The sequence below is a fragment of the Nocardia coffeae genome (assembly GCF_019890715.1).
GTDB classification, from domain to species: domain Bacteria; phylum Actinomycetota; class Actinomycetes; order Mycobacteriales; family Mycobacteriaceae; genus Nocardia; species Nocardia jiangxiensis.
Map to the genome: position 1 here is coordinate 259,027 of NZ_JAINZY010000009.1, position 21,689 is coordinate 280,715.

23 protein-coding genes are annotated in these 21,689 nt (G+C 66.3%); 10 read left to right on the forward strand and 13 right to left on the reverse strand.

Translation table 11 applies throughout. The annotated features are described in order from the left end of the window. Nucleotides 1-80: 80 nt before the first annotated feature. On the reverse strand, nt 81-725 hold the full coding sequence (locus K7711_RS29585; protein ID WP_222972732.1) for a TetR/AcrR family transcriptional regulator: 645 nt from the start codon (nt 723-725) through the stop codon (nt 81-83). Nucleotides 726-790: 65 nt separating this feature from the next. Here K7711_RS29585 and K7711_RS29590 point away from each other — a divergent pair, with 65 nt between their 5' ends. From K7711_RS29590 to K7711_RS29600, 3 genes are all read left to right on the forward strand, one after another. Next, on the forward strand, nt 791-1,213 hold the full coding sequence (locus K7711_RS29590; protein WP_222972733.1) for a PaaI family thioesterase: 423 nt from the start codon (nt 791-793) through the stop codon (nt 1,211-1,213). A 15-nt stretch (nt 1,214-1,228) separates the two neighbouring features. After that, nucleotides 1,229-2,035 carry an endo alpha-1,4 polygalactosaminidase gene (locus K7711_RS29595; RefSeq protein ID WP_222972734.1) on the forward strand — a complete coding sequence of 269 codons (807 nt, stop codon included), beginning with the start codon at nt 1,229-1,231 and terminating at the stop codon, nt 2,033-2,035. Between the two features lie 109 nt (nt 2,036-2,144). Continuing rightward, a complete protein-coding gene (locus K7711_RS29600; RefSeq protein ID WP_222972735.1) occupies nt 2,145-2,795 on the forward strand; it encodes a hypothetical protein in 651 nt (216 codons plus the stop codon). 128 nt (nt 2,796-2,923) lie between these two features. Here K7711_RS29600 and K7711_RS29605 read toward each other — a convergent pair whose 3' ends face one another. Then, the gene (locus K7711_RS29605) at nt 2,924-3,409 is read right to left on the reverse strand and encodes a DinB family protein (RefSeq protein ID WP_222972736.1); all 486 of its coding nucleotides are present in this window, start codon (nt 3,407-3,409) and stop codon (nt 2,924-2,926) included. A 140-nt stretch (nt 3,410-3,549) separates the two neighbouring features. Next, nucleotides 3,550-4,821, reverse strand: a complete 1,272-nt coding sequence (locus K7711_RS29610) for an FAD-dependent monooxygenase (RefSeq protein ID WP_235747970.1) — start codon at nt 4,819-4,821, stop codon at nt 3,550-3,552. A 321-nt stretch (nt 4,822-5,142) separates the two neighbouring features. On the opposite strand from K7711_RS29610, the gene K7711_RS29615 reads away from it, so the two are divergent. The 3 genes from K7711_RS29615 to K7711_RS29625 all read left to right on the forward strand — a co-directional run bounded on the left by K7711_RS29615 (nt 5,143) and on the right by K7711_RS29625 (nt 7,838). Next, nucleotides 5,143-5,619, forward strand: a complete 477-nt coding sequence (locus K7711_RS29615; RefSeq protein WP_222972738.1) for a DUF1772 domain-containing protein — start codon at nt 5,143-5,145, stop codon at nt 5,617-5,619. A gap of 74 nt (nt 5,620-5,693) precedes the next feature. Further along, a complete protein-coding gene (locus K7711_RS29620; protein ID WP_222972741.1) occupies nt 5,694-6,092 on the forward strand; it encodes a PPOX class F420-dependent oxidoreductase in 399 nt (132 codons plus the stop codon). 219 nt (nt 6,093-6,311) lie between these two features. After that, a complete protein-coding gene (locus K7711_RS29625) occupies nt 6,312-7,838 on the forward strand; it encodes an amino acid permease (protein WP_222972743.1) in 1,527 nt (508 codons plus the stop codon). A gap of 45 nt (nt 7,839-7,883) precedes the next feature. Here K7711_RS29625 and K7711_RS29630 read toward each other — a convergent pair whose 3' ends face one another. Then, nucleotides 7,884-9,551 carry a hypothetical protein gene (locus tag K7711_RS29630; RefSeq protein WP_308015008.1) on the reverse strand — a complete coding sequence of 556 codons (1,668 nt, stop codon included), beginning with the start codon at nt 9,549-9,551 and terminating at the stop codon, nt 7,884-7,886. A 368-nt stretch (nt 9,552-9,919) separates the two neighbouring features. Next, entirely contained in the window at nt 9,920-11,503 is a 1,584-nt protein-coding gene (locus K7711_RS29635; RefSeq protein ID WP_222972744.1) for a GMC family oxidoreductase, read from the reverse strand. 533 nt (nt 11,504-12,036) lie between these two features. Between K7711_RS29635 and K7711_RS29640 the strand changes: the two genes are divergently transcribed. After that, nucleotides 12,037-13,200, forward strand: a complete 1,164-nt coding sequence (locus K7711_RS29640) for an epoxide hydrolase (protein ID WP_222972746.1) — start codon at nt 12,037-12,039, stop codon at nt 13,198-13,200. 64 nt (nt 13,201-13,264) lie between these two features. After that, a complete protein-coding gene (locus K7711_RS29645; protein ID WP_222972748.1) occupies nt 13,265-13,771 on the forward strand; it encodes a MarR family winged helix-turn-helix transcriptional regulator in 507 nt (168 codons plus the stop codon). On the opposite strand, the gene K7711_RS29650 is transcribed toward K7711_RS29645, so the two are convergent. Next, on the reverse strand, nt 13,764-14,324 hold the full coding sequence (locus K7711_RS29650) for a TetR/AcrR family transcriptional regulator (RefSeq protein WP_222972750.1): 561 nt from the start codon (nt 14,322-14,324) through the stop codon (nt 13,764-13,766). The two genes, K7711_RS29645 and K7711_RS29650, sit on opposite strands and share 8 nt — an antisense overlap. Before the next feature lie 96 nt (nt 14,325-14,420). Between K7711_RS29650 and K7711_RS29655 the strand changes: the two genes are divergently transcribed. After that, complete coding sequence (locus K7711_RS29655; RefSeq protein ID WP_222972752.1) at nt 14,421-14,852, forward strand: DoxX family protein; 432 nt, start codon at nt 14,421-14,423, stop codon at nt 14,850-14,852. 51 nt (nt 14,853-14,903) lie between these two features. Here the strand turns inward: K7711_RS29655 and K7711_RS29660 are convergent, their stop codons facing one another. Further along, entirely contained in the window at nt 14,904-15,752 is an 849-nt protein-coding gene (locus K7711_RS29660) for an oxidoreductase (RefSeq protein WP_222972754.1), read from the reverse strand. Between the two features lie 77 nt (nt 15,753-15,829). Here K7711_RS29660 and K7711_RS29665 point away from each other — a divergent pair, with 77 nt between their 5' ends. Further along, on the forward strand, nt 15,830-16,453 hold the full coding sequence (locus tag K7711_RS29665; RefSeq protein WP_222972755.1) for a TetR/AcrR family transcriptional regulator: 624 nt from the start codon (nt 15,830-15,832) through the stop codon (nt 16,451-16,453). A gap of 55 nt (nt 16,454-16,508) precedes the next feature. Here K7711_RS29665 and K7711_RS29670 read toward each other — a convergent pair whose 3' ends face one another. The 6 genes from K7711_RS29670 to K7711_RS29695 all read right to left on the reverse strand — a co-directional run bounded on the left by K7711_RS29670 (nt 16,509) and on the right by K7711_RS29695 (nt 21,588). Continuing rightward, on the reverse strand, nt 16,509-16,931 hold the full coding sequence (locus tag K7711_RS29670) for an organic hydroperoxide resistance protein (protein WP_040823384.1): 423 nt from the start codon (nt 16,929-16,931) through the stop codon (nt 16,509-16,511). Between the two features lies 1 nt (nt 16,932). Further along, nucleotides 16,933-17,382, reverse strand: a complete 450-nt coding sequence (locus K7711_RS29675; protein ID WP_308015009.1) for a MarR family winged helix-turn-helix transcriptional regulator — start codon at nt 17,380-17,382, stop codon at nt 16,933-16,935. Nucleotides 17,383-17,520: 138 nt separating this feature from the next. Then, a complete protein-coding gene (locus tag K7711_RS29680; RefSeq protein WP_222972759.1) occupies nt 17,521-18,048 on the reverse strand; it encodes a Rossmann-fold NAD(P)-binding domain-containing protein in 528 nt (175 codons plus the stop codon). Nucleotides 18,049-18,158: 110 nt separating this feature from the next. Beyond that, the gene (locus K7711_RS29685; protein WP_222972765.1) at nt 18,159-18,929 is read right to left on the reverse strand and encodes a hypothetical protein; all 771 of its coding nucleotides are present in this window, start codon (nt 18,927-18,929) and stop codon (nt 18,159-18,161) included. Nucleotides 18,930-19,021: 92 nt separating this feature from the next. Further along, nucleotides 19,022-20,407 carry an ABC1 kinase family protein gene (locus K7711_RS29690; RefSeq protein ID WP_222972770.1) on the reverse strand — a complete coding sequence of 462 codons (1,386 nt, stop codon included), beginning with the start codon at nt 20,405-20,407 and terminating at the stop codon, nt 19,022-19,024. Nucleotides 20,408-20,589: 182 nt separating this feature from the next. After that, on the reverse strand, nt 20,590-21,588 hold the full coding sequence (locus K7711_RS29695; RefSeq protein WP_235747971.1) for an alpha/beta hydrolase: 999 nt from the start codon (nt 21,586-21,588) through the stop codon (nt 20,590-20,592). Between the last annotated feature and the right edge of the window lie 101 nt (nt 21,589-21,689).

Here is a 21,689-nt window from a genome sequence, read left to right on the forward strand (position 1 = left end):
GCAGCAGGTGAATACCGGGTCCGGCACAGACATCGTGATTGACGACCGGTTCGGGATGCAAAGGGGCGGTGGATAATTCATCATGTCGCGGCCGGTGGCGGCCTCTGGGAGTCCTGCTGGACGGCGGCTGCCTCCTCTTCGGCGGGCAGGCGGTTCAGCAGTGTGCGCACCATGGCGGGGACCTGAGTGTCGAGTTCTGTCGGTATCGGGCGGTCGGCGGTGAGATATCGCCGCACCGCGGCGTAGGGCAGGTCGACGACGGTGAGAAGGATCGTCGCTGTCGGCAATCCGGTTGTGGCGCGTAACGAGTGGACGAGTGCGCGGACGGCGGCGTCCCATCGAGCCGTTTCCGCCGCGCGCTCCTCGCGCGCGGCGGCGGGCCAGTTCTGCGGAGCGAGGTGGTGGGCACCGGCGAGCAGGACCTGCGCGTCGAGCGGGCTGCTGCGGCACCACCGCACGATGTGGCCTGCGATCGCGGCGGCTGCCTCGACCGGATCGTCCTGGTCGAGCAGGACGTAGGCGTCCCGGTGCAGGTGCTCGATGGCTCTGTTCCACAGGGCAGCCAGCAGCGATGGCCGGTCGGCGAAGCGATGGTAGACCGATCCGCTCGGCGCACCGGATTCACGGATCACCGCGGACATCGTGACCCCGGCGGGGCCCTGGGTGGCCAGCAGTCGTGCGGCAGCGTCGAGGATCGCCGCGGTGTCGTGTACGAATCTCACCACGCTGTAGAGAGTACTCTCCAGAACTCGTTGTAGAGTGAAGTCTCTACAACGAGGAGAGGCCGGTCATGACCATCACCGCCGAGGACGTCTACCAACTCGCTCCGTTCGTCCGCACTCTCGGAGTGGAGTTCTCCGAACTCACACCCTCCGCGGTCATCGCCCGCCTGAGCCACAAGGTCGAGCTGTCGACAACAGGGGGTGGCCTGCACGGTGGCGCCCTGATGGGGTTGGCCGACGCGGCTGCCGCAGTCTGCGCCGCTCTCAATTCCGCCCCGGGGGCGCTGCCCGCGACGACCGATTCGACGACGCACTTCCTGCGTCCGATCCACGGAGCGGCGCATGCGGTCGCCGCGCCGATACGCGTGAGCCGCACCGCGGTGGTGGTCGGCGTGCAGATCGCGGACGAGTCCGGCGCGCTGTGCGTTCATGTGATCCAAACTGTGCAGACACGCGTTCCACAACCGGCCGCCGCAGCCGAAGAAGAGTGATCCCAGGAATTCATCATGAGGCACAACCGTTTTCGCGTTACTGCTGCTGCCGTGGTGGTCGCGACGTCCGTCGTCGCGGCAGGATGTAGCGGGCAGCGGTTCACGGCCCCGGATGTTCGGGTCCCGACGCCGCACGCCGGCTTCGATTATCAGATCGGCGCCGCATACCGGCCGCCGTCCGGAGCCACCGTTGTTTCGCGTGACTACACGGCAGAACCCGTCGCCGGCCTCTACAACATCTGTTATGTGAATGCCTTCCAGGCCCAGCCGAGAGCCGAGAGCGACTGGGGCGACAATCTGTTGCTGCACGACGGGAACGGCACTGTGGTCATCGATCCCGGCTGGCACGAGGCGTTGCTCGACCTGACCACCGCGGACAAGCGACAGCGAATCGCCGACACGGTCAACGGCTGGATAGATACGTGTGCCGACAAAGGATTCCAGGGCGTCGAGCCGGACAACTTCGACAGTTACACCCGATCGCAGAACCTGCTCACGGCGGACGAGGCGCAACAATACATCCGGTTGCTGTCAGCGCACGCCCACGACAAGGGTCTGGCGATCGCGCAGAAGAACACCTCCGAACTGTCCGGCAACCGCCGCCAGAACGGGCTGGACTTCGCGGTCGCCGAGGAGTGCGCGGAGAACAACGAGTGCGGCGCCTACGCCGATGCCTTCAGCGACCGGGTGGAGGTGATCGAATACACCGATGACGGTCTGGCCCAGGCATGTTCGGGTTTCGGGGATCGTCTGAGCATCGTCGAGCGCGACAGGCAGGTGTCGGCGCCGGGCGACAGCGAATACGTCCGCAGGACATGTTGAATCGGGATGAGGTCAGCGGCCTGTCGCGCCGTCGATTGGCGGTGTCAGCCTTTCACCGGCGGCAACACGCCGACACCCACGATCTCAGGCTGGAATCTAGGCTCCCGGCATGAGCATGGCCCAAACCGAGAAAAGCCGACCGGGGAACCGACGGTTGCGGTCACGGCTTCCCAGGTATCTACTGCTCGTCTGCACCATCGTGGCCTGCCTCGGGATACTCGTCTCGGCAAGCAACCCGGCCAGCGCCGAGCCGATGTCGTTGTCGCCGTTGCTGATCCTCGGGGGGACATTCGTGGTGGTTGTGGTGTGGTGCGTGGTCATCCTCTACCCGATCCTGGCAGTCCGATCCCGACGACTTCGGGTACCTGAGCTCGGCCCCCTGGCTGCTCCCGCACTGATAGTCGCGCTCACGGCCATTCTATGGAGCGCAGACCTGTCAATGACTGTGCGCTGGCACTTCTCGGCGCACGCCTTCGACGATGCGGCACGGCAGGTGAGTGCCGGGATCGATCCACGGACGTTCGAAGGTGACCGCCTCGGCCTCTATCGCATTCGCGGCGTGGAACGCCGCGACGACGGCATCTACTTCAGGACTGGCCCGATGGGGTCCTATTGCTCGATGGGAAGTGGCTTTGCCAATCTTTCTGGCCACCGGCCCGCGACAGTCACATCCCATCACCTCACCGGCGACTGGTATTGGTTCTGTTTCAACAGCGCGAGTGTCGTAGTGCCCGACCACCCCATCGGCGGAGCGTACTAGCCGGTGACGAAACCGCCGGCCCGAAGCGACGAAGGCCAACAGGCCTGAGCATCGTCGAGCGCGACAGGCAGGTGTCGGCGCCGGGCGACAGCGAATACGTCCGCAGGACATGTTGAATCCGGAGGAAATCAGCGGCCGGTCGTGCCGTCGATCAGCTCGCGGAGGATGTCCGCGTGACCGGCGTGGCGGCCGGTCTCCTCGATCATGTGCGTGAGTGCCCAGCGGACAGTGGGAGCGGGACGGCCCGGTCGCGGAATCTGCGCGCCGAGATCGGTGCAGCGGTCGAGGATTTCGTTGGCTTGCACGACCGCCTCGCGATAGCGGGCCACGACGTCGGTCACGGTGTCGGTCGGTGCGGCGTGGAACGTCTTCTGCCAGTTGGTGACCGGGTCCCCGAGAAATATCGAGCGCTCGACGAACGTGAGATGCCGGAGCAGTCCGAGCAGATTGGTGCCCGAGGGCACCGCGGCCGTTCGTACCTGCGGTTCGGGGGCGTCCTGAACTTTCGCGACGATCGAGGCGCGCAGATAATCGAGAAAGCCGCGCAGCACCTCGGCCTCGCTGCCGCCGGTCCGGGGTGGTGGAGTGTCGTTGCGGCGCTTGGCGGTTGGCACGGTGGTCTCCTTCGCGGGGTGAGGGTCGGTCGGTGCGCCAGTCTCATCCGGCGCACCGCGATCTGGCACGAAATATTGCTGTTCTGACAAAATGCGGCCTCGTCGACCCTGTGTGCCTCGCAGCGGCAACGATCCCCGACTCAGCCGACCCGCTGCTCGGGTCGCGGCGTGATCGGCGATCCGGCCGAGGCTCCGGAGTCGGGCACCCCCGCGTAGTCGGGCAGCTCGACGCCGTTGATCGCACGCCCGACCAGCTCGGTGAACCATTCGCCGGTGAAATCGGGGATCGGCTCGGCGTCCGGCCCGGGGACCTCGCGGCTGCGGGCGTTCAACCGCCCGATCTCCTGGTTGGCTTCGACGAACGAGCGCATCCGCTTCTCGTAGGCGGCGAACCCGACCTCCGGATCCCAATCGGCGGCGGCCAGTTCTCCGGCAAGCAGATAGGCGCCGACCAGGGCCAGGCCGGTGCCCTGCCCGGACATCGGCGACGAGCTGAACGCCGCGTCCCCGAGCAGCCCGACCCGTCCGCTGGACCAGCGGTCCATCACCACCTGGGCGACCTGATCGAGGTAGAAGTCCGGGGTGTCGTCCAGGTGCGCGAGGATGTCCGGGGTCAACCAGCCCAGGCCCGCCATCCGCTCACGCAGCAGGACCTTCTGGGCCGCGACGTCACGGTAGTCGACGTCGAAATCGGCCGAGGCGAAGTAGAACATGGACATCGCCCGGGTGGCGTCCTGGATGGGGCGCAGGAGGGCGGAGCGTCCGGATTCCTGGTATTCGAGCAGCCAGCGGTCCAGCCCGAATTCGTTGGGCACACTGTAGAAGGCCAGCACATGCCCGAGGTGGTGGAGGAACTGCTCGTGCGGCCCGAAGACCATCGCTCGCAGCGACGAATGCAGCCCGTCCGCCCCGACCACCAGGTCGAAGCGCCGCCGGTCGCCGCCCGCGAAGACGATGTCGACACCGTCCGCGTCCTGGGTGAGCTCGGCGATCCGGTCGCCGAAGAGGTACTCGACACCATCGCGGGTGTCCTCGTAGAGCACCCGGGCCAGGTCGCCGCGCAGGATCTCGATCTCCGCGATGAACCCGTCGCCACCGTCGTCTTCGACAGCGAAGGTCTCCAGCACTTTCCCGTCCGCGTCGACGGTGTACGCGCCGGCGGTGTCGGTGCAGGCCGCGCGCACCGCCGCGTCCAGTCCCATGCGCGCGATGGCCTCCTTGGCCACCCCGCGCGCGTCCACCGCCTGACCGCCCGGACGCAGTTCGGGAGCCCGCTCCACCACTGTCACCTCGGCTCCGCGTCGACGCAGCCAGTGGGCCAGCGCGGGGCCCGCGATGCTCGCGCCCGCCACCAACACGCGGGGACCGCTCACCCGCTCCCCCGTCCGGATCTCGGAGTCGTCGACGCCCATCATTGCCTCCCTGTGTTTCCTCCCGCGCTGGAACGTCCAGCACAGGCCCACCGCTGTCGGTGCATTCAGCGGTATCGACGACGGATCCACGCGGAATTCATCGGTACAGCCGGAATCGCGTCGACGCTCTTCGCGCACAGCCGAACTCGGCCTCCCGGGCGACAACGCACGCTGGGCCGGAACGAGCAGGTGCGGCTTGCTGATCCGAGCGCGACCTCGAAGCAGCGATCGGAAATCTAGCGGCGCTAGACAAACTGGCATACGAGTGTTACCGTTGCTCCAGTTTCTAGCGATGCTAGATTTCCGGAAAGGGAAGCCGAAATGCTCGTTGTCACCGGCCAGATCATCGCCGCCGTCGCCGTTCTCGCCAATGCCGTCGTCTACGGCACCGATGTCTGCGGGGCCGTCATCACGCGGTCCGTCTACCGCAAGCTCGATGACGCGACCGTGACCATCAGTGCGGGATGGGGGCACTACTACGGCGATAGACGCATGCCGGTCTTCGGTGCGGGCGGTGTGGTCACCGCGGTGCTCACGCTGCTGATCGCGCTGTTGGCCGGACAGACCGGCGCCGCTGTCGCGGCGGGCATCACCGTGGCGGCGCTGCTGACCTGGCTCGCCTTCTACGTCCGCATCGCCAAGCCGATCAACACCCAGCAGACCGCCGCTGCGCAGAGCGGCATCATTCCGGCCAATGCCCGTGCGCTGCAGGACAAGTGGGACAGCATTCTGAAGTACCGGGTCGCCCTGCAGTTCATTGCCATCGCCGGACTGTGCGCCGCGCTGATCCTGTTCTGATCTCCGCGTACCCGACAACTTCCGGCCGATCGCCGGGGCACATCCGATATCGAATTCACCGAGGAGTAATCGACATGACCTTCACCGCCAATGAACAGCAGTTCCTCGCGGAGGCCGGGATCGGCCGACTGGCCACGGTGTCGCCGGACGGCGTCGTGCAGAACAACCCGACCAGCTATCGGGTGAACGCCGACGGCACGATCGACATCGGAGGTATGCGGATGCGGGCCAGCCGCAAGTACCGCAACGTCGAGGCGGGAAGCCGGGTGTCGTTCGTCGTCGACCAGCAGGTTTCCTTGGAGCCGTACGTGATTCGCGGCATCGAGGTACGCGGCACGGCCGAGGCGCTCGATGACGAGGAGCCGCCGTTCCCGCCCCAGGAACGCGCGGTCATCCGGATTCGCCCCGACCGGATCATCTCCTGGGGCATCGACGGCGGATCCTTCGACTTCACCAGTCGCGGCGCCGAATAGTCGGATAAACCAGGCGATCCGTCGCGAAAGGCACTGGATCACAAGCACTTCGCGATCTTTCTACTGACCGGACAAGCCCGGAGCCGCTCAGCCGAGCAGCTCCGGGCTTGTTCTCATGCCGGAGCGGCAACCGCCACCGAAGTCAGCACTGACCTATTTTATGTACCGTCACATAGCGGTACGCTGATTGTCGGCTCATTCGATGGAAAGGCTACCGCGATGGCAACCGATCAGGCTCCCCCTGAGACATCGATGTCTGGCGATGCGCTACATGCCGAGGATGTCGGTTATCACAAGTCGTTACACCCGCGCCAGCTGCAGATGATCGCGATCGGGGGCGCGATCGGCACGGGTCTGTTTCTCGGTGCGGGCGGCCGTCTGGCGACCGCGGGACCAGGACTCTTCTTGGTCTACGCAGTCTGTGGACTGTTCGTCTTCTTCATCCTGCGAGCGCTCGGCGAGTTGGTACTGCATCGCCCGTCGTCGGGCTCGTTCGTCTCCTACGGCCGGGAGTTCTATGGCGAGAAGCTCGCCTTCATCGCCGGGTGGATGTATTTCTTCCAGTGGTCCATGACCGGCATCGTGGACATCACGGCGATCGCCACGTACGTCCACTACTGGGGTGCCACACAAGCGATTCCGCAATGGGTGATAGCTCTGATCGCCCTCACCATCGTGGTCGGTATCAACCTGATTTCGGTCCGATGGTTCGGGGAGCTGGAGTTCTGGGCCGCGCTGGTCAAGGTCATCGCGCTGGTGACGTTCCTCGTGGTCGGCACCGTATTTCTCGCCGGCAGATTCACCATTCAGGGCGACCGTACCGGTTTGGGGATGGTGTCCGCACACGGCGGACTGTTCCCGACCGGCATGTTGCCTCTCGTCTTCGTGACCACCGGTGTCGTGTTCGCCTACGCGGCAGTCGAATTGGTCGGCATTGCCGCCGGCGAAACCGAGAACCCGGAGAAGATCATGCCCCGAGCAATCAACTCCGTCATCGCCCGCGTGGCACTGTTCTACGTCGGATCACTGGTGCTACTCGGATTGCTGCTGCCCTATACGGCTTTCAAGTCGGGTGAGAGCCCGTTCGTCACCTTCTTCGCGAAACTCGGCATCCACGGCGCCGGGTCCATCATGAACGTGGTCGTACTGACCGCAGCATTCTCCAGCCTGAATGCCGGACTGTATTCCACTGGCAGGATCCTGCGGTCGATGTCGATGAACGGCAGTGCCCCTACCGCGGCATCGCGGATGTCTTCCTCCGGAGTGCCGTACGTCGGCGTTCTGGCGACCGCCACCATCGCACTGGTGGGAGTGGGGCTCGACGCGGTCGTTCCGGACAAGGCATTCGAAATCGTGTTGAACATGTCGACACTCGGCACGATGACCTCGTGGGCGACAATCGTGCTCTGCCAACTTCAACTGTGGCGCTGGGCACGCACAGGACGCGCACAACGCCCGGCGTTCCGGCTGATGGGTGCCCCGTACACGAGTATCGCGACGCTGATCTTCCTGGCGGTCGTCGTCGTGCTGATGGCCGTCAGCGACGATGCTGTGCAGCGTGGCGCTGTCCTTGCTGCTGTGTGCGTTATGGCGCCGCTGCTGATTGTCGGTTGGTTCCTCGTACGCGGGCGAGTGTTGAAGGCGATGCAAGAGCGTATCGGATTCACCGGCCAGTTCCCGATAGTCGCAGAACGACCGCTGCAACACGAGGCAGGTCGACCCACCACATCGCAGGAGGAACAGTGAGTCGGCTGGACCGCGCCCTCGGCAAGGTCGAGTGAGCTATTCGAATCAGTGGCTGGTCAGTGCCTGGCCCGGTCGCAATACCGTTCCGCACTCCCCCGTCTTCTGGTAGTCGGACAGCAGGTGCGAGAGGACATCGCTCGAATACGCACGCAGTTGCAGGAGTTGCCGGTCACCGTGCACGACGTCTTTGCGGACCCAGTCCTCGTCGGGGCTCGAAGTGTCCTGGGACTGCTGGAGTCGGTAGTAGTCGCGGGACATCCGTGGATCGACGGTGAGCCCGTTCTGCATCCAAAGTCCATGGCTGTGTACGAAAGTGGGCTCGAGGTCCTCGAATACGTAGTCGGCGAGGCTGACATGGGCCGTACCGGCTTTGATGTCCGCGATCCGCGAATCGGTGAGCCCGGCCATATCGATCAGCCGTAGTCGCGATGTCAGCGAACTTCCGCCCATGTCAGGCGCCAGCAATGTGCCCTTGTCCAGGTTCAGGATGTCGGCGTAGCCGTTGAAGTAGCGTCCGAATCGAAGCGCGATCCAGCACAGCGGCACATCGGAATTGCCGCGATAGGTCTCGGCATTGCCCGCCCATGCCACACCGGACGGGATCAGCGCGGCGACCAGGACCAGCGCGACCAGCGCCCGACCACGCCTGCCCAGCACGGCCAGCACCTCCGCCGCGGAGATCACGACGACGAATGCGCCCAGCGCCCACACCGGGGTGGCGAACCGGAACTGCGCCATCCAATCGGGGCGCAGCACGCAGTAGGAAAGGATCGCCAGCGCCAGCGGAACCAACAGGGCGACAAGGCTTTCGCGCCGCTTACTCGCCCAGACGAGGGCGAGCACGACCACTCCGGCGCCCGCGACGACCGCCGGCGTGCCCGCATAGTGCACCAGGTCCGTGACCCTGGTCAGATCGTGCACGGTCGGCACCGACTGATGCTTGGCGACCGCCGTGTTCGCCACGAGCCGGCCGAACTCACTGATCCGCCACGCCAGATACGCGCCGAACGGAATCGCAAATGCCACACCGGAATACAGCACATTGCGCAGCGCGGTGAGCCAGGTGGCACGCCGCACCAGGATCAGCGAAACCAGCGGGTATGCGGCCAGGTAGATCATGCCGTCGGGCCGGGTCAACGCCGCGAACGCCGCCAGTGCCCCGGCCGTCACCGTGACCGCCGGTGTCCACAACCGCTGATCCAGCACCGCCAGAAACAGGCGGACGGCCAGAACACACACGGTCAGCGCGAACAGCGCGTTCTCCAGACCGGAGAAACACCAGATCACGAACGACGGAATCAACGCCAGCACAACGCCGGTGACGAGGGTGACCAGCGCGGGCCACCGCGTCACTCGTCGCGCGGCGAGGTGACACGCGACCAGGATTCCGGCACAGCAGAGCAGTCCGATCGCCTTCGGATACAGCACGAAGTCCGGGATGCCGAAAATGGAGCCGGAGTCGAACAGATGGCACCATTTGCCCACCACGAGCACCAGCAGCCACGTGGGATCGGAAAACCCTTCGACGGGTTGCGCCCCGGGCTGCAGCACCGGCCCCAGACCTGCGGCGACGCTGCGCGCATAGGCGAACGTGATTCCCGCATCGTCCACTACCCAGTTGCCGTACTGCGCCGCCCGCCATGCCAGCAACGCCACGCCGCTCAGCACCGCGGCCACCGCTGCCCACACCGACCGGCCACGCTCTTGCCGCACATCTTCCGACACCCCGGCGGAAGTTTGCGGCCGAGATGTCACTACCTCGATCATTCGTCAGAACCCACGTTCGAAAGCTGTTGCCAGGGAAGGCAACAGCCTTCGTCCACTGGCGATTGTCCATGGACTCCGATTGATCCTGATGCACAGCTGGGCAGCTGTCAATTTGGTTGTCACCAACAGCGGCACGGCCGATGCACGCGCCGTTCGCGCCGGTGTCGGCCGGAAAGCCGTTCCGCTCCCGGCAATCCACGGGCACCACCTGTGGTGTTCATCACCCGCCGGCGTTCCGAATTCCGTTCTCCGGGTGGGTGTCCGACGAGCGGAGGCGATCGGCACAACGCCGATCGCCTCCGATTCGCGAAAAACTATTCGGCAGTGAGCAATTCGGCGGCCTGCGAACCGATGAACATCGTCGGCGCGTGAGTGTGGCCACGCACCAGCACCGGCATGATCGACGCATCGGCGACTCGCAAGCCCTCGACGCCGCGCACTCGCAGCTGCGGATCGACCACACTGCCCTCATCCGAACCCATCCGGCAGGTGCCGGCGGGGTGATAGAGGGTGTGGGAGTAGCCGTTGAGGGTTTTGGCCCGGGTCTCCTCCGACTCCGGCGCGCCGGGCGCGTCCGGCGGGTAACACAGGCCGCGCAGCACCTCTCGCATCGCGGCGGTATCGGCCAGTTCGGAGCAGACCTTCAGACCGGCCATGAGGGCCGCGCGGTCTCTGTCGTCGCTGAGATACTTCGGATCGATGAGCGGCTTGGCCAGCGGATCCTTCGAGGCGAGCGTGATCGTGCCGCGGCTGTGCGGGCGCAGCAGCACCGCGGCCAGGACGACGGCGTGTTCGGTGGGATCCGCGAGCCCCTCGTGGAAGAACGGCGCCGGCGCGAAGACCAACTCCAGGTCGGGATATTCGAGTTCGGCCGAGCTGCGGATGAATCCGTAGGCCTCACCGACATTGGAGGTGAGCATGCCGCGATGACGCAGCAGATAGTTCAGCAGCTGGACCGGTTTCTCGGCGTCGAACAGCGAATCGGAATCCACGCGGTATCCCAGCGCCGCGGTGAGGTGGTCCTGCAGATTGGCGCCGACCTCGGGAGCGTGCTGACGCACCTCGATCCCGTGCTCGTCGAGTTGCGCGCGATCGCCGATACCCGAGAGCATCAGCAGTTGCGGAGTGTTGATCGCGCCGCCGCACAGGATGACCTCCTTGCGCGCGGTGATCGTCCGCAACGATCCGCGGTGTGAATACTCCACGCCCACAGCGCGATTCCCGTCGAACAGCACCCGGGTCGCGGTCGCCTCGGCGAGCACGGTGAGGTTGTCGCGCTTCATCGCCGGACGCAGATATCCGTCGGCGGTGCTCCAGCGGCGGCCACCGCGCTGGGTCACCATGGTCCGCGTGAAGCCTTGTGGCTCAGGAAGATTCGGCTCCTCCACGGTGTGACCGCGTTCGGCGACCGCCCGCAGGAATACCGAGGTGGACGAGCGCGGGCTGCGCTGGTGGGAGACGTGCAGCGGTCCGGCGATGCCGTGATCGTCGCGGGCGGAACCCTCGACGTTCTCGATGGTGCGGAAATGCTTTACCGCCGAAGCGAATCCCCAGCCGGGCCCGGCGGCCTGTTCCCAGTCGTCGTAGTCGGCCTCGAATCCGCGCACCCACATCATGGCGTTCATCGACGAGGAGCCGCCGAAGGTCTTGCCGCGCGGCCAGTACACCGACCGTCCGTCCAGCCCCGGCTGCGGTTCGGTGGCATAGTTCCAGTCGTAATCGCCCTGGAACAGTTTGGCGAAACCGGCGGGGATGTGAATGAACTTGTCCTTGTCCGCCTTACCGGCTTCCAGCACCACCACCGACCGCTTCGGATCCGCACTCAGTCGCGCTGCGAGCACCGCTCCCGCCGACCCCGAGCCCACGATCACATAATCCGCACCGACATCTTCGGTCACCCTCGCCGCCTTTCGTACGCCTAGTGAGAAGATACGAGAGATTCACCATCATCGCGGCAGGAATGCGCCACGGCGGCGACGCGATTCCCCGAATCTCGCGGCCCGTCGACCGCGACCGCCAACCCGACCGCAGACAGCGACGCAGGGCTCAGTGACCGCGATATCGCTATGCAGGCCAACGCGATCCAGTTCCACGAGCGCGATGCGGCATCGTTGCCATCACGAGGGTATGCGCACCGGAATATTCTCATCGCGGGAACGATTGCCACACTAGTGATTTCGCGCCTGAATCGCATGAATCGTGGGCCCGCGGACCGCCCGGGTCGAGGTGCTCGACCGAATTCGACGGTGGCGAGCATGCGACGAGCGAGGCCATCGCATCATGACTTCTTATATATGGCCTGGTATATACTAACCAATAGATATTGCCGCGATAGCGTCGAACCCCTGGTCACCCACGGGCGACATGCCCGCGACCGAGGTTGGCGGTCCAGCCTCGCGCGGTACTGCACGCCAGAGGTAGTGAGGTAGTCATGCCCGAACCCGCGTTCCTTCCCGAGCCGTTCACCGCCCATGCCTCCCCCGAGGCGCTCGCGGACCTGGGCGCCCGACTGCGGGCCACGCGCTGGCCGGACGCGCCCGAGGACGTCGGCTGGTCACTCGGCACGGACCTCACCTACCTCCGCGACCTGGTCGCCTACTGGGCCGACGGCTTCGACTGGGCAGCCCAGGAGAAGGCGCTGTCCGAATTCCCGCGCTTCCGCACCCGGCTCGACGGACTCGGCATTCACTACGTGCACGCACGGGCCGTCAACCCGGTCGGCCCGGTGCTGCCGCTGGTGCTGTGCCACGGCTGGCCGGACTCGTTCTGGCGCTACACGAAGATCATTCCGCTGCTGACCGACCCCGGAGCGCACGGCGGCGACCCCGCCGACGCGTTCGACGTGGTCGTGCCCGACATGCCCGGCTACGGATACTCCGACCGCCCTACCGGCCCACCACTGGACTCGATCGCCGTCGCGGATCTGTGGGCCCGGCTGCTGGACGGCCTCGGCTACCAGCGGTTCGGCACCGTCGGCGGCGACATCGGCAGCGCCGTGAGCAACTTCCTGGCGCTGAACCACCCCGAGCGGGTCACGGCGGTCCACCGTATGGACGCCGGGGTGCCGGTCTACGCGGGAGACCCCGCCGACCTGACGCCCGAGGAGCGCACCTGGATGGCGGACATGGCGACCTGGGGCACGGCCGAGGGCGCTTACATGGCGATGCACCGCACCAAACCACAGACCGCGGCAGTCGGGCTCACCGACTCCCCAGCAGGGCTCGCCGCGTGGATCGTCGAGAAGATGCGGGGCTGGAGCGACTGCGACGGCGACATCTCGCGGTCCTTCACAATGGACGAGGTCCTCACCAACGTCACGATCTACTGGCTCACCGAGACCATCGGCACCTCGATGCGGATGTATCGCGCGAACAGCGAGATCCCGACCGCACAGCATGCCCGCCGGGTCGAGGTCCCCTCCGGCTTCACGGTGTTCCCCGGCAACATCAGCCGGGCGCCAAGGACGTGGCTGGAACGCACCACCAATCTCGTGCGGTTCACCCAGGCCCCGCGCGGCGGACACTTCGCGCCGCTCGAAGAGCCCGAGTTCTACGCGGAGGAACTACGTGCCTTCTTCCGCCCCTACCGCGCCTGATTCCGCCGAGTGCCGGACGTTACATGCCCTTATACGAGGAACAGGAGAGTCCTACTCTGTGGGAATGACGGCTGATCAGAACGTGCCCAGCGGTGTCGAGGTCGCGATGCTGCTGCGGCGGGCGCAGCTGCGCAAGCAGATGGCCTGCGAAGCGGCGCTCGCTCAGGTGGGGATGACGTTGCCACAGTGGGGAATTCTGCTCGCCGTCGTGGCCGAACCTGATTCCTCCACCCACGCGCTGGCACTGTTCACCGGGCAGTCCGATCAATCCGCCGGCGCGGTGGTCGCCCGCCTCGAACAGCGCGGGTTACTCGCGCGCAGGCCCGGTGTCGGTAAGGCGATTCTGCACAGGATCACCCCCGATGGCGACGAACTCGTGCGACACTGCAACGCCATTGTCGAGGACGTGATGGCCCCTCTGATCGTCGGTCTCAGCGATCGGAGCCTGCGGAGCCTGCGAACCTCGTTGCAGTCGATTGCGGAGGCCGCCCTCCCGACGCCGACCAGGTCGGACGCCGTCGGCCTCAGCGGGCTGTCCGGGGGCCGAGACGCCGACGGGATCCTCAGCTGAATTCGACGGTGGCGAGCATGCGGCGGGCGAGCTCTTCGGGATCGCCTTCGCCGAGTCGCGAATCCTCCAGTGCGCCTTCACGCCACAGCGAGGCGTAGCCGTGGACCAGGGACCAGGCGGCGAGTTCCACGTCCCGGCGGCGTTCGGGCGCCACGCCGGTACCCGCGACGCCCTCGCGCAGGTACGCACCGGAGCGGGTTCGGGCGGCGATCAGTTGTTCGTTGCCGGTGTCGAGCAGGTCATGGCGGAACATGACTTCGAAGTGGCCCGGGTGCACGCGAGCGAATCGAATATAGGCGATCGCCACCTCGCGGAAATCCGCTCCGGCACTGTGTAGTTCGTCGGCGAGCAGGCCGAACCCCTCGATCGCGAGTTCGGTCAGCATGCCCTGGCGGTTCCCGAAGTGGTGCGCGGGGGCCGCATGCGAGACTCCGGCGCGCTGCGCGAGGGCGCGCAACGACACCGCATCGATACCCTCGGCCGCGATCTGCTCGGCCGCCTCGGCCAGCAATACCGCCCGCAGATCTCCGTGGTGATAGCGGTTCCTGGTCACCCGATGATCATGACCCACAATCTAGACATTGACAAGTTTCACGTCCGAGCCTAATCTAGCCATCGTCAAGATTCATCGGCTACTCAGGAGACCCTGATGGCACCTTTCATCGTTCTCGTGGTCGTCAGCGGCATCGCTCGCTTGGTCGGCCTCCTGCTCCCGGGCTGGCTCGATTCCTGGTCGCACGCCGTCCGCCTCGGCCTCGCGGCAATGTTCGTCCTGACCGCCAGCGCTCATTTCCTACAGCCCCGTCGCGACGCGCTCATCGAGATGGTTCCCCCGCGCCTACCTGCCGCGGCCAATCTGGTCACCTTGACCGGAATACTCGAATTGGCCGGTGCCGCAGGTCTTCTCATTCCACCCGTCGCACCCGTCGCGGCATTCTGCCTCGTGGCGTTACTCGTGCTGATGTTCCCGGCCAATGTCCGCGCGGCGCGCGCCCACGTCGGCCTGAAAACCGTTCCACTCCCGGCACGTACGGCGCTACAGGTCCTGTTCATCGCCGCCTGCGTCGTCGCCGCGTTCTGAATCCCGTTCTCCGAGAACGCGTTCATATGACACCGATGGTGCCGCAGCTCGTCAGCGGATTTGCGCACCATCGGGGAAATCGGTGGAACGAGTCAATGTCTCCCAGGTCGCGATGTCCTCATCGACGGATGCGCGGCCGGCGCTGACCAGACGTAGGGCGTCGGAGCCCAACAGCAGGTGCGCCGGGGGATTCGGGTCATCGAGAACGGTCAGCACGGCCGTTGCGGCCTTGACCGGATCGCCGAGCTGGTTGCCGCTGGCGGCCTGACGCGCGGTGCGGATCGGGTCGAACAACTCGTCGTAGTCGGCGATGGCGCGTTCGGCGCGAACCATGGACCGACCCGCCCAATCGGTGCGGAACGAACCGGGTTCGATTGCGGTGACGTGGATTCCGAATCCGGCCACCTCCTTGCCGACGGTCTCGAGAATCCCCTCCAGGGCGTATTTGCTGCCGCAGTAGGCGGACAGCCCCGGCACCGTCATCAGCCCGCCCATCGATGTGACAGCCAGAATGTGCCCGCTCCGACGCTCACGCATCCCCGGCAGTACCGCGCGAATGGTGGCCGCGGCCCCGAAGACGTTGACCTCGAACTGATCTCGCAACACCGACAGCGGCGTCTCCTCGAACGTGCCCTCGACGCCGTATCCGGCGTTGGCGATCACTACGTCGATCCCGCCGAAGGTGTTCTCGACCTCGGCGACCACCTCGAACACCTGTCGTTCGTCCGTGACATCCAACAACCGCGCGTACGCCCGCCCCGGCGCCAGAGCCTCGAACGCGGCCACGTCGTCAGGCTTGCGCACGGTGCCGCACACACGGTGACCTGCTTCGAGCGCACCCGCGGCGAAGGCGCGACCGAGCCCGCTACTGACACCGGTGATGAGAAAGAGTTTCGCCATGCCACAAAGTCTACACAGCGTTGATTTTTCTGCACGTGACGTAGATTACGCCAGGTAGGGACGGTACCCTCGGCTGCATGGCCACCAGTACGTCCCGCCGACGACACCGCGACACCCTGCGCAAAGGCGAGTTGCGCGAGAAAGCCATCCTCGACACCGCGGAATCCCTGCTGGCCGATCCCGGCCCCGACGCCATGACCGTCGAGGACATCGCTCGCGGGGCGGGCATCTCCCGCGGCTCGCTGTACTTCTACTTCGGGTCCAAGAACGAGGTCCTCACCGCACTCGTGGCCCGCACCCTCGAACAGCTCCGGTCCACCGCCCTGGTGCCGACCGCCGACACCGATCTCCCCCCGCGCGAGGCCATCGCCCTGGCCGTGCAAGGCACCGAAAGCATGTGGCGCGAACACGGTTCGGTCATGCGCACCGCCGTCGAATATTCCGCCCTCGTCCCCGAAATCGGCGACCTGTGGACCGAGGCCATCGCCACCAGCCGCGACGCCCTGACCCTGATCCTCGTCCGCGCCGGCCTCCCAGACGGCCCCGCCCCCACCGACGCCCCTGCCCTGGCCCAATCCCTCTGCTGGATGACCGAGAGAACCTTCTACCGCACCATCGTCGAATCCCCCGACCAACTCCCCACCACCGCCCGCACCTGCACCGAAATCTGGCACCGCGTCATCCCGGACAGCAACACCTGACGCAACGACAACGGGCCGCACCGTCCGTGACGATGCGGCCCGAGTATTCGGCGGATCAGTCCTCCGCGACGACCACGCGGACGTCGATGTTGCCGCGGGTGGCGTTGGAGTACGGGCAGACCTGGTGGGCGGTATCGGCCAGTTCCTGGGCCTGCTCGCGGGTCAGGTGCGGGAGGGAGACCTCGAGGGTCACCTCGAGCGTGAAACCGCCCGCGTCGTTGGAGCCGATGCCAACCCGGGCGCCGACGGCCGAGTCGTCGATGTTCGCCTTGGCCTTGCCGCCGACCAGGCGCAGGGCCGAGTGGAAGCACGCCGCGTATCCGGCGGCGAAGAGCTGCTCCGGGTTGGTGCCCTCGCCCGAGCCGCCCATCTCCTTCGGAATCGACAGCGCCACATCGATTTTGCCGTCGGTGGTGCGGGTCTGGCCGTTACGGCCGTCGCCGGTGGACAGCGCCTCTGCCGTGTACAGGACCTGCATCTCAGTTCTCCTTCGCGGTGTTGGCGCTCAGTGCGCCGTTGAGGCGCTGCAACAGGTGGTACAGCGTCCCGATATCTTCCGATGACATTCCGGCGGCCTCGCCGATCTCGGCGGGAAGACCGCAGGCCTTGGCGCGCAGCCGCCGACCGGGTTCGGTGAGTTCGATCTCGACGCGGCGCTCATCGGCCGCCGAACGATTCCGTGTCACCAAACCGGCCGCCTCGAGCCTCTTGAGCAGCGGCGACAATGTTCCCGAATCCAGCCCCAGCGCCGCACACAACTCACCGACGCTGCGACCTTCGCGCTGCTCCCACAGCGCCAGCATCACCAGATACTGCGGATAGGTCAGCCCCATCGCCTCGAGCTTCGGCCGGTACACCGCCGTCATCGACCGCGATGCCGAGTACAGCGCGAAGCACAGTTGCTGATCCAGAGCCAGTTGATCGGTCACACACAACAATGTAGTACACAACTTAGTTGTGCACAACCATTGTTTGTAGAGCTGCGTCACACCAGGCCATCGAGACCGCAGCGACGACCACACCCCCATCGGCCGTAACCCACCACGCCGAGGGGCTACCGAATCACCTCAGCCGGAGACAACCGCGGACACGGCACCCAGAGCGGGGCGCGGCGCGCGGCCCAGGATCTCGGCAAGGTCCCCGGTCGGCGTCCCGGTCCATCCACCACGGAACGCGCGATACACACCCAGTAGAACTTCGGTGAACTCCCCCGGAATCTCTTGCCCGGCAAGAGCATTCAGGAACTGCTCGTCCTCGATGGGCTGATAGCCGACAGGTTCCGCCGCGATCGTGGACGCCAGCTTCGCCAGATCGTCCCAGTCGATGCTGTCCGCGGCGGTCAGCGTGTAGCACCGCCCACGATGCCGGTCGGAGACGAGCACCCGAGCGGCAGCCTCGGCCAGGTCATCGATATGAGCCGGTGCGGTGCGCGAGCGTCCGGCCGGAGCCGCGAGCGTTCCGGCGGCGATGTCCGTCTCGGGAACCAGATGGCGCAGCTGTTCCAGAACAGGCCGACCGAACAGCTCCCCACTGGCACCGGCGACCTCGCCGACGTCCACGCCATCGCCGCCGCGGTGCTGGCCGTCGACGCCCACCCCGCCCCCGACGACACGGACCGAGCCCGCCGCGTCACCATCGTCCTGGACGGCCTACGCCCACCCGGCTCGTCGGCCACCCCGCGACGACACTGAATCTCCGGCGGACCTCAGACCGGCGACGGCGGGATGTTCGCCAAACGTTCGGCCTCGGCATCGACCGCGGCGGCGTCCATGTACGCCTCGGTGGTCAACTCGAGCATGCTGGCCCAGCGAGTGATGCGCGGGCGCCAGCGCTGGATGTAGGCGCGAGCGTTCGCGGCCTCGGCGACGTTCCCGCCCGCCTCGGCCGAGTTCTGCGCCGCCATGGCCGCGGACACCGTGTTCTCGGCCAGCGCGAGCTGTTCGCGACAGTGGTCGGGGGTGAAGATCTCCTCGCGGACGGTGTCCGCCTCCACCTGCAAGTTGCTGATCAGGCTGCGCAACCGCGGATCGAGCGGCTGAATGCTGGGCCGCCCCGCGTCGGCGGCGGCCTTGGCCCGGCGCGCCCGGCGTTCGGTGTCGCGGCGCTCCCACTCCTCCAGCTGCTCCCGGTACTCCTCGACCGCGGCCTCGGTCACCGAGCGATAGACCAGCCGCGCGGTCAGCGACATCCGCTCCGCGCCTTCGTGATCGAGGATCACCGCGCCGACGTGCTCGAACGGCTGTCCGGGATCGGGCAGGTCCTCCACCCGGGCGTCCAGTACGTCGTGATAGTGCTGTTCGGTGACGTCGTCGCAGGTGATGTCGAACAGCGCGGTGCCGACCTCCACGAAGGTGCGGCAGACGCGCCCGGTGACCTCCTCCGGCGAACCGAATTGTCCCCCACCGTGATCCACCCGGCTGGTGCCGTCGAACCTGGTGTAGGTGATCTCCCAGCTATAGGTTTCGGGCCCGTTCATCGCTGTCCTCCGTCGGCACATGATCGGTTGGCCTGCAGATCGATCCGGTAGGCACCGTAGCCCACCACCGGGATCGACAGGCCGGAGATCAACTAGTCCGCAGGCAGTTCGATGCCCTCCGCGGCGGCCTTGGCGGCCACCTCCTCCGGAAATACATTGCGGAACAGGTACAGATCCTGCCCCAGACGCCACCCCGGCGCCAGCGCAACCGCATAGCGTTCGAAGTAACCGAGCTGTTTACCCATCAGAATCAGCTGCTCGGGCCCCGCAGCACCGCGGCGCTTGCCGAATTCGATCAATCGCGCGGCAACCTTACCCATGTCCAGTTTGGCGAGCTTGCCCGAAAGCACCGGCGCGAGCGCGGTCGCGAGCTGGCGGCCGATGGTCGCATCGTCACCGGAGTCCGCCTCGACCAGATCCAACTCCCGCAACGCCCGTGCGACCGGCCGGAAATCGCCGTCGATGGCACTGGCGTGGAACAGCGCGCGCACGAAATCCCGCCACGGCGGCGACATCGTGCCGACGATGCCGAAATCGAGCATCGCCGCACGCCCGTCGTCCAGCAGCCACAAATTGCCCGCATGGACGTCACCGTGGAAAAGCCCGTGCACCACAACGCTTTCCAGCCACGCCTTGACCAACCGGCGAATCAGCAGCTCCGGATCCGGATGCACCGCACGGATATCGTCGAACCGGTCCAGCGGCAACCCGCTCATCCGTTCCATGCACAACACCCGCGGACCCGAATACTCCGGGTACACCTCGGGAATCGCGACACTGGCATTGTCGCCGAAGGCGCGCAGATTCTCCCGGGCGCGAACCTGGTTGCCCGCCTCGTTCCGGAAATCCAGTTCGGCGACGGTCGTCTCATACAGATCGCGCACCACACCACCGGCATTGGCGACCCGGGCGTTCTCCGACCGGCGCTCCATCATCCGGGCCAGCCGGAACGCCGCGCGCAGATCGACGATCATGCGCCGGGCGATATCGGGCCGCTGCACCTTCACCACGGCGGGACGGCCGTCGGCCAGAACACACCCGTGCACCTGCGCCACCGAGGCCGCCGACAACGGAGTGTCGTCGAACTCGCGGAACAGCTCGTCGATCGGACGGCCCAGATCGGCCTCGACGATCTTGCGTGCGTCGACACCCGGGAACGGCGGCACATCGTCCAGGCAGCGCAGACAGGCATCGGCCAGTTCGGGCGGGAACGCACCGGGTGAGGAGGCGATCAGCTGGCCCAGTTTGACGAACATCGGACCGAGCGCCTCGAAGCCGTCGACCACACCGTCGGCCATGGCATGCCGGCGCTTGGCCTTACGCAGCCCACCGCGCACCACCCGGCGTACCACACAGCCGCCCAGCACCGTACCGATGGCCGCAGTGCGCCGGAATTCGGCGAATCCGAACTTCTCCAGGGCCGGACGGACCACCTGCTCGCCGGACCGAGCCGAGGCCGTCGCCGATCCCGCCGTCACCGTGCGACCGCCGCACCTGCGCGGCCGTTCCACTGCGCGCTGTCCGATATTGCGACCATCTCCTCGCTCGCCGTCCGGGAGCAGGGCTCCACGGACATCGCCGCTCCGAATGCCGCACCCTCCCGAACACCGGCATCCAGGTGTACGGCACAGAGTGTACGGCCCGTCGCCGGGGCGCCGGTTCACACCGGCACGCCGAGTCCGGCCGCCAGAACCGGCCAGGATCGCTTCAGCGCGTCCTGCCAATACCCCCAGGAATGGGTGCCGGCCGGTTCGAAGTCGAAGGTCGCGGGGATGCCGAGCTGCCCGAGACGGGTCCGCAGATTGTGCGTGCACCAGTTCACCGCCGCCTCGATGACGCCGCCGATCACCATCTGATCGGCATAACCGGATACTCCCGGCAGCATGTGCGGACCGTTGTAGGTGTCGTACATCCCCGCAATGCCCGATCCGCTCGAGATGAACAGCTTCAGCCCGCGCAACCCGGCGGCGTGCAGGTACGGATCGTTGGCGGCCCACATCGGATCGTCGTCGGGTCCGTACATGTTCTGCGTATCGCCGCCGCCCCAGTCCTCGACGGCGAGTTTGACGAATTCCCGGCCGATCGGATCGCTGATCTGCGCGCATCCGCTGTAGGCGGCCACCGCGCGGTACAGGCCGGGCTTCGCGATCGGCAGTTGCAGCACCGAAGTCCCCGAAGTGGACAGTCCCGCAACGGCGTTCGCACCCGTCGTGGCGAAGCTCGCCGCGATCAGCGGCGGCAGTTCCTCGGTGAGGAACGTCTTCCATTTGTACAGGCCGAGTTTCGGGTCGCGCGCCCGCCAATCGGTGTAGTAACTCCACCGGCCGCCGACCGGCTGCACCACGATCACCTGTTTACCGGAGAGGAAACGTTGCACATCGGTATTGCGCTGCCAGGTCGCCGAATCCTGCCCTCCCCCACCGCCGTTGAGCAGATACAGCACGCCCGCGGGCGCTTTCGGATCGACCGGCCGCTGGACGTTCACCATGATATTGGTGTTCATCGCCGCCGAATGCACCCGCAGCTGAACGGTATTCGCGTTCACCGCCCAGGTACCGGTGACGGCCGAGCCGTCGGGCGCCTCGGCCGCACTCGGCGCCGCGGTCGACACAGCGACCGCGACGCTCACCACGGCCGCGAATACGCCGGTACGCAACATATTTCGAATCATCGAAACTCTCTGTACTGTTCCCCGGCCCGTACCGGGAAAGGTGGTGCGACGCGCGTATGCCTGCCGGGCAGCGGAATTCGCTTCGCCCG

What these genes read in the sequence shown, in the direction of transcription:
- K7711_RS29660 (WP_222972754.1), bottom strand. Translation starts at nt 15,752, where the DNA reads ATGGCGAAACTCTTTCTCATCACCGGTGTCAGTAGCGGGCTCGGTCGC.
- K7711_RS29695 (WP_235747971.1), bottom strand. Translation starts at nt 21,588, where the DNA reads ATGTTGCGTACCGGCGTATTCGCGGCCGTGGTGAGCGTCGCGGTCGCT.
- K7711_RS29625 (WP_222972743.1), top strand. Translation starts at nt 6,312, where the DNA reads ATGGCAACCGATCAGGCTCCCCCTGAGACATCGATGTCTGGCGATGCG.
- K7711_RS29645 (WP_222972748.1), top strand. Translation starts at nt 13,265, where the DNA reads ATGACGGCTGATCAGAACGTGCCCAGCGGTGTCGAGGTCGCGATGCTG.
- K7711_RS29640 (WP_222972746.1), top strand. Translation starts at nt 12,037, where the DNA reads ATGCCCGAACCCGCGTTCCTTCCCGAGCCGTTCACCGCCCATGCCTCC.
- K7711_RS29590 (WP_222972733.1), top strand. Translation starts at nt 791, where the DNA reads ATGACCATCACCGCCGAGGACGTCTACCAACTCGCTCCGTTCGTCCGC.
- K7711_RS29600 (WP_222972735.1), top strand. Translation starts at nt 2,145, where the DNA reads ATGAGCATGGCCCAAACCGAGAAAAGCCGACCGGGGAACCGACGGTTG.
- K7711_RS29665 (WP_222972755.1), top strand. Translation starts at nt 15,830, where the DNA reads ATGGCCACCAGTACGTCCCGCCGACGACACCGCGACACCCTGCGCAAA.
- K7711_RS29620 (WP_222972741.1), top strand. Translation starts at nt 5,694, where the DNA reads ATGACCTTCACCGCCAATGAACAGCAGTTCCTCGCGGAGGCCGGGATC.
- K7711_RS29615 (WP_222972738.1), top strand. Translation starts at nt 5,143, where the DNA reads ATGCTCGTTGTCACCGGCCAGATCATCGCCGCCGTCGCCGTTCTCGCC.
- K7711_RS29610 (WP_235747970.1), bottom strand. Translation starts at nt 4,821, where the DNA reads ATGGGCGTCGACGACTCCGAGATCCGGACGGGGGAGCGGGTGAGCGGT.
- K7711_RS29655 (WP_222972752.1), top strand. Translation starts at nt 14,421, where the DNA reads ATGGCACCTTTCATCGTTCTCGTGGTCGTCAGCGGCATCGCTCGCTTG.
- K7711_RS29595 (WP_222972734.1), top strand. Translation starts at nt 1,229, where the DNA reads ATGAGGCACAACCGTTTTCGCGTTACTGCTGCTGCCGTGGTGGTCGCG.
- K7711_RS29670 (WP_040823384.1), bottom strand. Translation starts at nt 16,931, where the DNA reads ATGCAGGTCCTGTACACGGCAGAGGCGCTGTCCACCGGCGACGGCCGT.
- K7711_RS29685 (WP_222972765.1), bottom strand. Translation starts at nt 18,929, where the DNA reads ATGAACGGGCCCGAAACCTATAGCTGGGAGATCACCTACACCAGGTTC.